The sequence below is a fragment of the Gilliamella sp. B2923 genome (assembly GCF_026536565.1).
Classification (GTDB): domain Bacteria; phylum Pseudomonadota; class Gammaproteobacteria; order Enterobacterales; family Orbaceae; genus Gilliamella.
Genome location: NZ_JAFNNZ010000001.1, coordinates 583,457 through 597,965, shown reverse-complemented (window position 1 = coordinate 597,965; position 14,509 = coordinate 583,457). Strand labels below are relative to the sequence as shown.

The 14,509-nt window shown below is 39.5% G+C and carries 13 protein-coding genes; 3 read left to right on the top strand and 10 right to left on the bottom strand.

Going from position 1 to position 14,509, the window contains the following annotated elements:
• Window positions 1–6 precede the first annotated feature (6 nt).
• From J3U42_RS02560 to cyaY, 3 genes are all read left to right on the top strand, one after another.
• A complete protein-coding gene (locus tag J3U42_RS02560; RefSeq protein ID WP_267335352.1) occupies window positions 7–780 on the top strand; it encodes a hypothetical protein in 774 nt (257 codons plus the stop codon).
• On the top strand, window positions 780–1,319 hold the full coding sequence (locus tag J3U42_RS02555) for a surface-adhesin E family protein (RefSeq protein WP_267335350.1): 540 nt from the start codon (window positions 780–782) through the stop codon (window positions 1,317–1,319). Before J3U42_RS02560 ends, J3U42_RS02555 begins: the two co-directional genes overlap by 1 nt.
• A 105-nt stretch (window positions 1,320–1,424) precedes the next feature.
• A complete protein-coding gene (cyaY, locus tag J3U42_RS02550; protein ID WP_220217698.1) occupies window positions 1,425–1,736 on the top strand; it encodes an iron donor protein CyaY in 312 nt (103 codons plus the stop codon).
• Between the two features lie 77 nt (window positions 1,737–1,813).
• Here the strand turns inward: cyaY and uvrD are convergent, their stop codons facing one another.
• The 10 genes from uvrD to rpoZ all read right to left on the bottom strand — a co-directional run bounded on the left by uvrD (window position 1,814) and on the right by rpoZ (window position 14,503).
• Complete coding sequence (uvrD, locus tag J3U42_RS02545) at window positions 1,814–4,036, bottom strand: DNA helicase II (protein WP_416380434.1); 2,223 nt, start codon at window positions 4,034–4,036, stop codon at window positions 1,814–1,816.
• Window positions 4,037–4,234: 198 nt separating this feature from the next.
• Complete coding sequence (yigB, locus tag J3U42_RS02540; protein WP_267335345.1) at window positions 4,235–4,948, bottom strand: 5-amino-6-(5-phospho-D-ribitylamino)uracil phosphatase YigB; 714 nt, start codon at window positions 4,946–4,948, stop codon at window positions 4,235–4,237.
• The gene (xerC, locus tag J3U42_RS02535) at window positions 4,948–5,871 is read right to left on the bottom strand and encodes a tyrosine recombinase XerC (protein ID WP_267335343.1); all 924 of its coding nucleotides are present in this window, start codon (window positions 5,869–5,871) and stop codon (window positions 4,948–4,950) included. Before xerC ends, yigB begins: the two co-directional genes overlap by 1 nt.
• A 9-nt stretch (window positions 5,872–5,880) precedes the next feature.
• On the bottom strand, window positions 5,881–6,615 hold the full coding sequence (locus J3U42_RS02530) for a DUF484 family protein (protein WP_220217702.1): 735 nt from the start codon (window positions 6,613–6,615) through the stop codon (window positions 5,881–5,883).
• Between the two features lie 104 nt (window positions 6,616–6,719).
• Complete coding sequence (gene dapF, locus J3U42_RS02525; RefSeq protein WP_220217703.1) at window positions 6,720–7,544, bottom strand: diaminopimelate epimerase; 825 nt, start codon at window positions 7,542–7,544, stop codon at window positions 6,720–6,722.
• A 124-nt stretch (window positions 7,545–7,668) separates the two neighbouring features.
• Window positions 7,669–8,916, bottom strand: a complete 1,248-nt coding sequence (lysA, locus tag J3U42_RS02520) for a diaminopimelate decarboxylase (RefSeq protein WP_267335341.1) — start codon at window positions 8,914–8,916, stop codon at window positions 7,669–7,671.
• Window positions 8,917–8,933: 17 nt separating this feature from the next.
• On the bottom strand, window positions 8,934–9,068 hold the full coding sequence (gene lptM / locus J3U42_RS12380; protein WP_220217705.1) for an LPS translocon maturation chaperone LptM: 135 nt from the start codon (window positions 9,066–9,068) through the stop codon (window positions 8,934–8,936).
• A 917-nt stretch (window positions 9,069–9,985) separates the two neighbouring features.
• Window positions 9,986–12,079, bottom strand: a complete 2,094-nt coding sequence (gene recG, locus J3U42_RS02515; protein ID WP_267335339.1) for an ATP-dependent DNA helicase RecG — start codon at window positions 12,077–12,079, stop codon at window positions 9,986–9,988.
• 5 nt (window positions 12,080–12,084) lie between these two features.
• On the bottom strand, window positions 12,085–14,193 hold the full coding sequence (spoT, locus tag J3U42_RS02510) for a bifunctional GTP diphosphokinase/guanosine-3',5'-bis pyrophosphate 3'-pyrophosphohydrolase (RefSeq protein WP_267328989.1): 2,109 nt from the start codon (window positions 14,191–14,193) through the stop codon (window positions 12,085–12,087).
• A gap of 19 nt (window positions 14,194–14,212) precedes the next feature.
• Window positions 14,213–14,503 carry a DNA-directed RNA polymerase subunit omega gene (gene rpoZ, locus J3U42_RS02505; protein ID WP_220217708.1) on the bottom strand — a complete coding sequence of 97 codons (291 nt, stop codon included), beginning with the start codon at window positions 14,501–14,503 and terminating at the stop codon, window positions 14,213–14,215.
• Between the last annotated feature and the right edge of the window lie 6 nt (window positions 14,504–14,509).

The following is a 14,509-nucleotide window of genomic DNA, read 5'->3' as shown; positions in this document are numbered from 1 at the left end:
TAAACCATGTGTCTGAAAAAATATTCTTTACTTATATGTGCAACGCTCGCTTCATATGCGGTGAGTGCTCAAGCAGATGAGCAACACAGTCACACAGATAAGATCATTGATACATTTCTTGCATGTGATAACCAGTTTTTTGAACAATTAGCGGATAATAAAACACTTTTCAATGAATATATTGATTTAACTACTGAAGAAAATGTCACCTTTATTCCGGTTAAATCTGTTGTTGAACCAGATAAATATACAGCAACGTTTAAGAAAGCTTTAAGCTATCGTGGTTTAACCATTACTGGCTATCAAAATATTTATATCCCAACAGCGTTATCAGGCCAGTTTTATTATTGGGGCTTTATCTTTGATAATAGCGAAGATGAGATAAAAAAAGCATTAAGTGAAATAAAATGGAATGGCTATAATACCGATGTGTATATCGCCAATTCAAAAATTTACAATTCTAATACAAAAGTATGGCAGGACAACCCATATTCTATTGACGGCGTCATTCCTAAACAAGGAACTGTTGAAAAATCGCTTTATTTGGAACCATTTACCGATAATCAAAATCGAATAATGTGCTCTATTCAAGGTGATGTGAAAAAAAGTATCCTTTATGCAAGCCGCCCGGATATGAGACCGATTGATATAAAACTGGAAGGCGAACGTCGTGAAAAATCTGAAGCATTAAGAATTCAAAAGGAACGCCAAAAAGCCCCGGAAACACAAACTAATTCGACTCCCAAAAATAATATCCCTAAAGACGGAGACAACATTTAATGAAAACACTAAGTCTATTATTCATGCTGATTTCTTTTTCAGCAATAGCTCATGTTATGTCAGATGATGAAAACACCAGTGAAAATCTCCAAGATAAAATCGAAGTAGAGAATCACGGCAAAGCGTTAACAGAAGAAATGGATAAAGGCAATTTGACAACAATAATCCATCGTTTCATTCCATTAACAAAATTGAATCAAGGTGAATCAGTCGGGCAATCGTATCTTGATCGAATATCGATCAAATTACACAGTTATAATCCAAAAATACGGATGATTGACGAGTATATCAACTACTCGCCGGCGTTAGTACAAGAAAACCATGAAACAGGCAAAAAATATTATAGTTCCATTAAAATCGAATATTTTCTTAACTGCGATAAAATGGAGTTAGCGAAAGGCAAAGCTGAGATGTACCAAGCTGAATATGGTCAAGGCGAATTGATTGAAAGTGTTAATCTCCTTAATCGTTGGATTTCGCCAAAACATGACAGCCATGAACATAAGATACTGCTTATTTCATGTTCATTACCAATCTAGCATTAATACCTTCACTTATTTTACGCTGACCGCCAGGGCGGTGGCAGAGCGTAGGCATTTATGTTAATATCGATACATTGATTATCTTGATAAAACAGTATTTGTATGAATATCCAGCAATTCCACGCTATTACTGAACAATTGTTTAATGAAATTGAACTCTTTTTAGATGATTATGCTGATAAACATGATGTCGATATTGATTATGAAACTAACGGCAATGTGATGACGATCAGTTTTCCAAATGGCAGTAAAATGATCATTAACACGCAAGAGCCGCTATTTCAAGTTTGGCTGGCAACAGCTCGTCAAGGCTATCATTTTGATTATGTCAATGAACAGTTTATCTGTAACCGTTCCGATCAAAGCTTTACAACTATTTTTAGCCAAGCGGTAACAGAGCAAGCAGAACAATAGAACTCAAAGCCAAAAAGGGAACAAATATGATCGATTTGTTCCCCTTTTTTTAATCGATTTTACTTTCGTGTATTAGCTTATAATAAGGTTAGATTAGCCAGTTTAACCACCAGCCATTTAATCCCTTCATTCACAAAAGCGATCTGTACCCGTCTGTGGTCACCTTCACCGTCAAGATTGACAATTGTGCCTTCACCAAAGCGGTTATGTTTGACTTTGCGCCCTAAAGTATAACCGTCGCTTTCACGGCTTTTTTCCCAATAAGATTTTTTACGCTCTTGATAAAATTGTTCATCTTTTGTTAACTCATGGCCAGCGCCAGAGCGATGGGTTAAGTTGCCTCGATAACTAATTTCATTGAGATTATCAACCGGCAATTCAGCAAGAAATCTTGACGGTAAATTACGCTCTTCGCGTCCATATAAACGTCTTAGTTCCGATAAAGTCAAGGTTAAGCACTTGCGCGCTCTGGTGATCCCAACATAAGCCAAACGCCGCTCTTCTTCCATTCTATCGGTTTCTTGCGAAGATTTCTGAGCCGGAAATAGCCCCTCTTCTAATCCGACAATAAAGACATTATCAAATTCCAAGCCTTTAGCGGCATGCAGTGTCATCAATTGCACACAATCTTGATCTTTTATTACATCCCGACTTTCAAGCGAAGTATAGGCTAAAAATGACTCTAACACGGTAAGGGTTTCACCTGTTTGGCTATCTTCAATCACAGCATTTTCATTAGTGCGATAAAACTGTTCAGCAGCTGAAACCAGCTCTTCGAGATTTTCTAATCTTGATTGCCCTTTAATGCCTGGCTCTTGTTCGTACATTTGCAGTACGCCGGATAATTTAAGTATCACATCAAGTTGCTGGTAAAACGGCAGGTTATCAACTTCATGATAAATGGAGTCGATCAGTTCCAAAAAGCGACTTATGCCGGAGCGTTGCCTTTCCGTTAATGCATTCATCTGTATCAACTTCAAACAGGCATTCCATAGCGAGATTTGATGTTGGTTAGCCGTCAGCCTGATCTTATCTAATGTAACTTGTCCTATCCCACGACTAGGCGTGTTGACGGTGGCTTCAAATGCCATGTCATTATTGTGATCGTGCAATAAACGTAGGTAAGCTAGCGCTAATTTCACCTCTTGCCTTTCATAAAAGCGGATAGATCCATAGATCTGATACGGCAAGCCATTTTGCAATAACGTGTCTTCAAAGATACGAGATTGAACATTATTGCGATATAAGATCGCACAGCTAGCGTATTTTTCCCCTTCTTCATGCCGCTTTTTGATTTGACCAATAACAAATCGTGCTTCGTCAATATCATTAAACCCAACATAAAGTGAAATTTTTTCACCGTCACCGCTATCAGTCCATAAATTTTTACCTAGCCGGTTTTGATTTTTAGCGATTAACTCATTTGCCGCCTGTAAGATAATGCCGGTTGATCGGTAATTTTGTTCAAGGCGAATAATCTCCGTATCCGGATAATCCCGGATAAACAGTTGTAAATTATCGGCATTGGCGCCTCGCCAACTGTAAATGGATTGATCATCATCGCCAACAATCATCACATTAGCGGTATCGCCCGCTAGTTTTTGCACAAACTGGTATTGAATTTGGTTAGTATCTTGAAACTCATCGATTAAAATATTCGAAAAACGCTGATGACAATAATTCAACACGTCTTTATTACGGCATAATAGCTCATATGCCCTTAAGATTAATTCAGAAAAATCGACATAACCGACACGATCACAAATCGCTTGATAATCACGATAAATCGTTTGCCACATCACTTGTTTTGGGTCTTCCGGGGCAATGTCATTGGCTCGAAGCCCTTTCTCTTTTTGCGAGGAGATAAAACCAGCACACTCTTTAGGTGACCACTGCTTTTCATCAATTTTTAATTCACGAAAGATGCGTTTAATTAGCCGAATCTGATCTTCGGAATCAATCAGTTGAAAGTTAGAAGGAAGATGCGCTTGTTTAGCAAACATGCGTAATAAACGGTGTGTTAAACCATGAAAGGTACCCACCCACATACCGTTGAAATAACCTTCACCCACTATAGCTTGTATCCGCTCTTGCATTTCAGCAGCAGCTTTATTGGTAAAAGTTACAGCAAAAATGGAGTTAGGCGAATAGTGTTTTTCAATACAAAGCCAGGCAATGCGGTGGACTAAAACACGTGTTTTACCACTGCCCGCACCGGCAAGCACAATGGTGTATTGGTTGTCGGTTGTGACGGCATTTTGTTGTTCAGTATTGAGGTCATCTAATAATGATGTTTTTATTTCCACTATATCTTAACCTATTGCCCTATTAGCAAGCGCTAATTAGCCTTAATTTAATAAAAACGATGAATATATATATTTTTAATTCTGAATGTTTTGTTGAATCTAATCAAAAGGGATCTTAAGATAGGTTTCTGGTTAACAATAACGTCATAATACTGTTAACTTCACTGTCTATTTATACAGATACCGATTAGATTATAACAGATTATCTAATTCTGGCAATTGTGTTATTTCAATATGCGGCAAACATCTGGCATCGGCGAGGTGATAAATATCTTTGGCAAAAATATTTATCCAACAGGCTAAAAATCCACTATTGATTGCGCCATTGACATCGGTTGATAAATTATCGCCAACATGTAAAATTTGGTCAGCTGGCAGTGCTAGTTTTTGCGCTGCTAACTCAAATATTTCCGGAAAGGGTTTTGATCGCCCGTCGGCACCGCCTCGTAATGAGAACTGAAAGTAATCATTTAAACCAATTTTGTCAATTTCAACATTACCATTGGTGATGACAGCTAAAGGATATTTTGTTGCGAGTTGAGTTAATAATTGATGCGTTGCGTTGGGGACATGCATTTTGTGACGCCAAAAAGTAAAACACGCCATTGCTTCATCCGTTATTGCCGGGATTTGCACCGGGCTTACTTTGGCTTTAGTTAAAACAGAGCTAATGGTTTTAATTCGCCAAACAATGACATCATGGTAAATTTCCGGATCAAGCGCTAACATCGCTTTTTTTTCGGCATGAAAATCCGCTAAGGTTAAATGTTGTAAAGCATCATATTTTTGTAAAACCTTAATCATCTGCGCTTCGGCATTTTCAACAATCAAACTATTGTCATATAAGGTATCGTCAAGATCAAAAGTGATGGCTTTGATGCAATGGATTGAACGATAAAAATGCATTATTTTTTTCCCCTTTTGGCTCTTGGGTGTGCGGCATCATAAACTTCAGACAGATGTGAAAAATCCAAATGAGTGTAGACTTGCGTTGTTGATAAGTCCGAATGCCCGAGTAGCTCTTGCACTGCTCGCAAATCGCCACTGGATTCTAACATATGAGTGGCAAATGAGTGGCGTAATTTATGTGGGTGAACATGTGCGCTTAAACCTTGTTTCACGCCCCATTGAGCAAATCGTTTTTCCACGTTGCGGGCTGAAATTCTTTTACCTAATTTGGAAATAAACAGCGCATCATCTTGTGGCGCTAAAAAATCCCGCATTGATAGCCAATGTTTGATCCATTTAATCGATTCTCGCCCTAACGGTAATTTGCGCTCTTTATTACCTTTCCCCATTACCCGTACTTCACCGTCTTGCAAATTCAGCTCCCGGCAATTAAGGTTGACTAATTCAGACAGTCGCAAGCCGGAACCGTACATCACTTCAAGCATGGCTCTATCACGCACTGAGAGCGGGTCGTTATATTCAATATTAAGCAGTTGATTGATTTCATCGATATCGATATTTTTAGGCAGATGTTGCCCTAATTTAGGATTCAAAACACTTCGAGCAGGGTTGGCGCTAACCAGATCACACTTAATCATCCAATCATAAAAGCTACGCAAGGCGGATAAGCGTAATGACAGACTTCTTGCCTGCAATCCAGCCCGTTTACTCTGACTGATTAATAATCTGACGGCTGATGAATCGAGATCTTGCCAGCGGGCTATCTCGCTATCTTTTAATAAGCCGATAAGTGCATAAAGTTGGCGTCGATAATTAATTTGGGTATTTAAACTAAGCTGTTTTTCAGATTTTAAATAATCTAGAAATTGTTCAACTGGCTGAGTTAATAATGGTAAATCATGTTGTGCAGATTGATCCATTACGATTCCTTACTTTTTACGCATTACCCATCTTTCAATTAAAATGGGTAATATTTCGCAGATTTTTTCTAAAAGTAATGTGCCTTGTCCTGCTTGATAATGCTGTGAATCCGGACTGGTAAAGATTAAAAGACCTAAATCACCAAATTTACCAAATAATGATAACGCCACCGATCCAATATAACCATGTGTTGGAAATAGAAAATCGACTTCTGTTGAATTTAACCTGCCTAAATAATATTGGCTATATTGTAGATGCCTAACACGGATAAAATCAAACTGTGAAGCGTTTAAAGCGAGGTTGTGATAGTTTGACGGCGCATTTAGTAACCATTTGTCATCAAACAGATATAAATAAGCGCCGCTAAGTCCTAGCGCTTTTGCCCAGCTATTGAGCGAGAGGATAAGTTCATCTAAGCTATTGGCTTTGATTAATTGAAGCTGTAAGTACAGCATATCACTAAATAGTCGTTCATTAGCGATAGCGTGCTCCATTAATAATGTGATTTCAGATTCCAACTGGCTGATTTTATTACGCTGCCTTGCCATGTGCCATTCAGGTAAGGAAATAATCCCCCGCACCGGATGCGGTACCCGCATCTGTTCAATACGTGCCGCATTACGGATAAAAAAATCCGGATTATCGATAATATATTGACTAACAATTTCATCATTTAATTCAATCGCTGAATTTTGATGCTCAGCGCATTTTGCGCTCTCTATCTGGGTATCTTTAGCAACCATAATCAACTTCTATTGTTTTATCATTAGTAAGATTTATTTTCGTTATGCGATAAACGCCAGTTTTCGTAGCAAAATATGGCTAAATTTGGTTATCACAAAATCGACTATACTGCTATAAATCCGTCATAAACGTGTGTCGCCGGACCTGTCATAAACAGCGGGTGATCATCGCCTTTCCATTCAATCAGTAATTTACCGCCCGGCAAATTCACATTGACACTTTGATTTAATAAGCCTTGATTAATCCCGACAGCAACGGCTGCACAAGCGCCTGTCCCACAAGCTTGAGTTTCGCCAACGCCTCGTTCAAAGACCCGCAAATTGATATTATTGCGATCGATAATGTGCATAAAGCCAATATTAGCCCGCTCCGGAAAGCGTTCATGCTGTTCTAATAATGGCCCTATGGTTGCCACAGCGGCAGTGACAATATTATCCACTTGTACAACGCAGTGTGGATTACCCATTGAGGCAACACCACATAAAATAGTCTGCTCTTGCGCCCGAATGATATAAGTCTTCTCTTCTTTATTGGCTTTAAAAGGAATTTTATTCGGTTCAAATATTGGTGTGCCCATATTGACTCGCACGGTTTCATCATCGTTGACGGTTAATACGATGTTGCCTTTCATTGTGCTAACTTTTAAGACTCGTTTTTTGGTTAAGCCTTTTAATCGAACAAAACGGGCAAAACAGCGTGCACCATTTCCACACTGTTCCACTTCGCTACCGTCCGAATTAAAGATTCGATAATGAAAATCACTCTCTGGCGAGTAAGGTGGCTCAACAATGAGTAATTGATCAAATCCAACGCCGGTATATCTATCGGCCATACGTTTAATCATTTCAGCAGAAAGATGAACATTTTGCGTCACCGCATCAATAACCATAAAATCATTACCGAGTCCATGCATCTTTGAAAAGTTCATCTTTGTCTACCTTCTGTATTAACACACTGTTTTTTTAGTTTATTATAATTAATGGCTATCACCTATTTTGTTTAGCCACAAACTGTCAATTGTTTGCTCAGTCAATCTACCATTGAAACAATAATTAAACCTGTTCACCACGCCATAAATCAGCAAACGTTTCACGTTCACGAATGATTTTATGTTGATCATCAATCAACATCACTTCGGCGGGGCGTGGATGACTGTTATAGTTTGATGCCATACTAAATCCATAAGCGCCGGCACTGCATATCACTAACAGATCATCTTGTTTAACGCTAAGCTCACGTTGATAAGCTAAAACATCACTCGATTCACAAATGGGTCCAACGACATTATAAACATAGCTTTGATCGCAAGATTGTGGCGCTTTTGCCGGTAATACTTTCATCCAAGCTTGATAAAGCGCTGGTCTGATTAAATCATTCATACCCGCATCGACAATAGCAAAATGTTGATCATCTTGATGTTTAGTATATTCAACTTTAGTAATCAATATGCCACTATTGGCAACAATAGATCGCCCCGGTTCAAAGAGAATTTCCAGTTCAGGAAAAGGGGCTAATTTTTGTTTTAATGCGGTAATAAGGGCTGATATTGAAGGGGGCTTTTCGTTATCATAACACACGCCCAGGCCGCCACCTAAATCGATATGTTCAAGGGTGATGTTATGCGCTTTGAGCTTATCAACTAACGCTAAAATCCGATCAGCAGCATCAACAAAGGGTGATAGTTCTGTCAATTGCGAGCCGATATGGCAATCAACACCGACTATTTTAATATGAGGTAATAATTGCGCTTTTTGATAAGTTTCTAAGGCTAATTGATAGCTGATTCCAAATTTATTTTCCCGTAATCCGGTTGAAATATAAGGGTGGGTTTTTGCATCAACATCGGGGTTAACTCGTAACGAAATGGCGGCAATTTTACCTAACTGTTCGGCTATTTCGTTAATGCGGTATAGTTCCGCTTCGGATTCAACATTAAAGCATTTAATACCAACTTCTAAAGCCCGTTTGATTTCAGCAACAGATTTTGCTACACCGGAAAAGACAATTTTTTTCGGATCGGCTCCGGCTTTTAAAACACGTTCAAGCTCGCCTTGTGAAACAATGTCAAATCCAGCACCTAATTTAGCTAATAAGCTTAATACCGATAGATTGCTATTTGCTTTTATCGCATAACAAATTAAGTGCTTACATTCTGATAGTGGCGCTTGATAAGCCTTAAACTGCTCAACTATATCATCTGCCGAATAAACATATAATGGCGTCCCATAGTGCTCAGCCAGATCTGTTATAGCAATGTTTTGAGCCAATAATTGGCCATTGCGATAATGTAGAAAATCCATATTTGCTTCCTGTTAAACTATTTTAATAACATAAAAGAAATGCTCGATTGATAAGAGTTATTGGTAGGATGATAAAGAGGCCCTTTTAACCCACAGCCAACTAAAGTCAATACGACTAAACATAGAGAAAATAATTTTATTGTAGATTGCATAGATTATTCACAATTTATTCAATTTGATAATTGTTATCTATATTACACGATAGCCCTATTCGTGCAAAGAATAAATCTCGATAACTTAACTTATTATCAAGGTTTTTGGCAGAAATTGGTAAATTGGTAGGCATTTGTTATAGGCTAATATAGGTTAATATTTGAGCGATAAATTGTGTGGGGATTAAAGGTGGAGTGGTTTTTATATGGAAACGTGGGTGTTTTCTGAAAGTTCTGGTCAAAGATTTGTGTTTTTTTTGCTTAAACGCCTATATTTTCTGAAAGTTTTTGACAAGGTTTTTATTTCGTTAAAAGTTGCGGGTTTTTGGTTTGTAGGTTTCGGACGCTGTTAATTGGTTGATATTTTCATTTCGGTGCCTGCGTCCGAATAGGGGGATTTTATGCGAAATCCCCCTATACCCCCTCGCAGCACCGCCCAAAGCGGTCTTCGACTGCCCTCCGCCTTCGTTCGGTCTTAACGCACCGGCGCTGATTTGTTCCGGACAAAGCAGCGCCTCGCCAAACATCCTTGTTTGGCGTGCTAACCTCACTCAGTTGTCGGCGCTTTGTGAAGGTGCAATCTGGTGCACTTGTTTGCTTTTGTGAAAGGCAACGGTATGAGTTTTTGGGATATTTTTAAAAATATCTTAAGATTTTGTTTTTATACTAAAACACGGGTATTTTCTGAAAGTTCTTGTCGATGTTTTGGATTTTTGCTTAAACACCTATATTTTCTGAAAGTTTTTGACAAGGATTGTTGGCGTTTTTGTATGTATTAATATTGGTTTTTAAAAATTTTTAAAATATCCTTTTTATACTAAAACATAGGTATTTTCTGAAAGTTCTTGGCATAGGTTTATCGTTTTATACTGAAACGCATACAGTTTCTGAAACTTTTTGACAAGTTTTGGCGGTTTTTAGGCATTGATGTATTTTTGCCGTTCGGGGAGCCAGCAGTCGATGAGTGCTTTGGCTTGTTGTGGGTGGTGTTGTTGGATGTTTTGGGCATAGTTTTGTATTTGGCTTATTAGATGCTGATCACGCATTAAATCGACGACTTTAAAATTGGCCACGCCCATTTGTCTTGTTCCTAATATTTCGCCACTGCCTCGAATTTCCAGATCTTTTTGAGCGATGACAAAACCATCGTTACTTTGTCGCATGACTTCCATGCGTTCTCGTGCCACTTTACTCAGTGGTGCTTGGTACATTAGTATGCAATGTGATACGGCGCTTCCCCGCCCTACCCGGCCTCGTAACTGGTGTAATTGTGCTAAGCCTAAGCGTTCAGCGTTTTCAATAATCATCAAGCTTGCATTAGGAACATCAACGCCGACTTCAATGACGGTTGTTGCTACCAGCAGTTGAATTTGTCCTTCTTTGAATTTTTGCATTACGGATTGTTTTTCATCCGATTTCATTTTGCCATGCACTAGTGCTATGGATAGATGCGGTAATTTTTGTTGTAACTCTTCAAGGAGTTGTTCCGCTGCTTGAGCATCGAGCGTTTCGGACTCTTCAACTAATGTGCACACCCAATAAACTTGACGATTTTCAAGGCATGCTTGGCTCACTTTTTCGATAATTTCATCACGGCGAGAATTTGGTATCACCACTGTTGTTACCGGCGTTCTACCGGGTGGTAATTGGTCAATGATTGATACATCTAAGTCAGCATATATGGTCATTGCCAGTGTGCGTGGTATCGGAGTTGCGGTCATGATTAGTTGATGCGGGTGGATGGCTTGTTTGATCCCTTTTTGCCAAAGCGTTAAACGCTGATTAACACCAAATCGGTGCTGTTCATCAATGATGACTAATCCCAATTTAGCAAACTCGACTTTATCGATAAATACGGCGTGGGTGCCGATTAATAAAGTGATCTCACCACTTTTGATACCTTCATAACGTTGCTTTTTATTTTTGGCGGTTAATCGTCCGGATAACCAATCAACGTTGATGCCCAGTGGCGTAAACCATTGTTTGAAATTATGATAATGTTGTTCGGCAAGGATTTCTGTTGGCGCCATTAACACCACTTGTTGGCCATTTTCAATCGCATTTAACGCCGCTAAGGCAGCAACTAAGGTTTTACCCGATCCCACATCGCCTTGAATTAACCGCATCATGGGTACCGGTTTGGCCATATCTTGATAAATATCATGCACTACTCGTTGTTGGGCTTGAGTTGGGCTAAACGGTAGTGAGGCTAAAAATGGGTTGATTAACTGCCGAGTGATATGCATTGGATAAGCTTGCTGTTTTTGATTATCGGTCTTTAACAGCAACATGCTTAAATGGTAGCTGAGCAGCTCTTCAAATATAAATCGCTTGATAGCGGGATGTTCGCCGTTGGTAAGTTGGTTGATATCGGTATCAATAGGCGGATTATGAATGATATTTAATGACTCAAGTGCCGGTAAAAATTGGCTTGCTAACGGTTGCGGTAATACCTCTTGAGGTGGATTACGTTTTAATAGCAATAGTGCGGCTTGAATCAGTTTGCGAATAACATTTTGGGTTAAGCCGTGGGTTGTTGGGTAGATCGGCGTGTACCTTTCTTGAGTTGCGTCAGCGTGTAAAGATTGACTATCACGGTTTGAGTGCACTTTATATTGCGGATGAATAATTTCCCGATAGGTTTTACCACTTTTAATCTCACCGTAAGCACTCACCCAGCTTCCCACCGCTAAGGAGGCTTTTATGCCGGCATTAAAGTGCATAAATCTTAAAACCGCCATGCCCGTTTCATCTTGAATATAGCACAGCAACATCTGTTTGCGCCGAAAAACAACTTCAGTTTTGATGATGCGACCTTCAATAGTGGTATGCTCACCGATAGCCGCTTGATTAATGGCACAAGTGGAGGAGCGATCTTCATAGCGCATCGGAAAATGCAGTAACAGATCTTGAACGGTATCAATCCCTAATGCATGAAATCTTTTTTCTAAGTTATTGCCTATCCCGCTTAATTGAATTAACGGGACACGGCTAAAAAAACGATCGTTCATCATCACTAGTTGATATTACGTGTAACACTCACCACGTCTTGTTGTAGTGAGAGTTTTCGCATCAGTTCATTAAGTTGTTGAGCGTTTTTGACTTCAATTTGCAAAATGATTGTGTAAATTTGCCGATCTTTCTCTTCGGTATTAAGCCATTGCAAATGCGCTTTTTCGTCATTAATAATGGACAGTATATGACCTAATGAACCTTGATTATTTAAGATATCTACCCAAATTTCAGCAACAAAAAATTGCTCGATATTTGGCGCCCATTTTAAGCTGATGTACTTTTCCGGGTTATTTTGATAGCCAGTGATATTACGACAAGATTCGTGGTGCACCGTTAATCCTTTTTCGGGACTAACATGGCCGATTATCGGATCGTTCGGAATAGGATGACAACATTTAGAGAATGTCACTAACACCCCTTCACTGCCGGTGATAACTAAGGTTTTATTTGAATCTGAGTCATTGTGCAAAAGCTCTTTATGCTCTAAACCTTTGGCAATGAAATGACTCATAATATTACCTAAGCCAATTTCCGCCAATACATCATCAAACGTTTGTAATTGCGCTAATTCAACAATACGAGATTTTTGCTTCTCTGAAAGCGATTCAATACCACCCGATTTGATTAACGAAAGATTGAGCAAACGTCGACCTAATTCGATCGCATCTTCACGTTTTAAGGTTTTTAAGGCTTGGCGAATACGTGAACGTGCTTTAGCGCTCACTACAAAGTTAAGCCAATTGGCATTTGGTCGCCCTTCCGGCGAGGTAATAATCTCAACTGTTTGCCCGTTGCTTAATGGTTGAGACAGTGGATAAGGTTTGCGATCAACAACTGCGCCGATACATTGATAACCGATATCGGAGTGAACGGCATAGGCAAGATCTACCGGTGTCGCCCCTTCCGGTAATTGAACGATACGTCCTTTAGGCGTAAAGACATAGATCTCTTTTGGGAACAGATCGGATTTGACATTTTCGATAAATTCAAATGAATTACCGACACTTTGTTGCAACTCTAACAGACTTTGCATCCAGCGTTGCGCTTTAATTTGGGCGGTGGTGTGGGTTAACTCATCGTTTTCATTATAAACCCAATGCGCAGCTACACCCATTTCAGCCATTTGGTCCATATCTTCGGTACGAATTTGCACTTCGACCGGTGTACCATGCGGACCAATCAGTGAAGAGTGCAAAGATTGGTAGCCATTGGCTTTGGGTATAGCGATATAATCTTTAAAGCGATTGAGTCGAGGCTTATATAAATTGTGTACTAAGCCCAGCGCACGGTAGCAAGCATCGACATCTTTCACCACAATCCGAAATATGTAGATATCCATAATGGAGTGAAAGTGTTGTTCACGAAGTTGCATTTTTTGGTAAATGGCATAGATATTTTTTTCCAGCCCTTCAACTTGTGCTTCAATGTTGGCTTCGGCTAATCGACCTGTGATTTCAGATAAGATCTGTTGGATTAACTCTTTTCGGGTGCCTCGTGCCGCTTTAACAACCTTTTCCAGCACTTTGGCTCGATTAGGGTGCATGGCGGTAAAGCCTAAGATCTCAAGCTCAGTTTTGATGTGATGAATCCCTAGGCGATGCGCTAACGGCGCATAAATTTCCAACGTCTCTTTGGCAATACGACGGCGTTTATCCGGTCTTAATGCACCTAAAGTGCGCATGTTATGGGTTCGGTCGGCAAGCTTGATTAAAATGACACGAACATCTTCGGTCATGGCGAGTACCATTTTACGAAAATTTTCGGCTTGGGCTTCTTGTCGGTTACGAAATTTTAATTTATCAAGTTTTGAAACACCTTCAACCAATATGGCAACATGTTTTCCAAACTCTTTAGTAATATCTTGAAAGGTGACAGGCGTGTCTTCGATTGTATCGTGTAATAATGCGGCGATAATGGTTTCATAATCAAGCCGCATATCCGCTAAAATGGTTGCGACCGCAACCGGGTGCGTTATATAAGGTTCGCCACTGCATCGGAATTGCCCTTCATGTGCTTTTTGAGCAAAGAGGTAGGCATTTTGAATAAGTTCAACTTGTTTAGCCGGAAGATAAGATGCCACAACCTCTTTTAAGCTATCAAAATATTGCATAGGCAATTCTCAGCAAAGCTTATTCGTACGAGGGAGTATTTTCTAAAAGAACTGACTCGTGAAGTGTTGAACGTACTTCAGCCTCTTCATCCTGACGCGCTTGGAAATCAGCAGTATCTAAAATCTGTTTATTAACAAGTCCATCTTCGATTTCACGTAAAGCAACCACGGTTTCTTTATCGTTTTCTTCAGGGATAAGGGGTGATTTATTTTCGACTTGCAATTGACGAGCACGGCGTGCCGCAACTAAAACGAGATCAAAGCGATTACCAATTTTTTCTACTGCATCTTGGACAGTTACACGTGCCATTTTTAC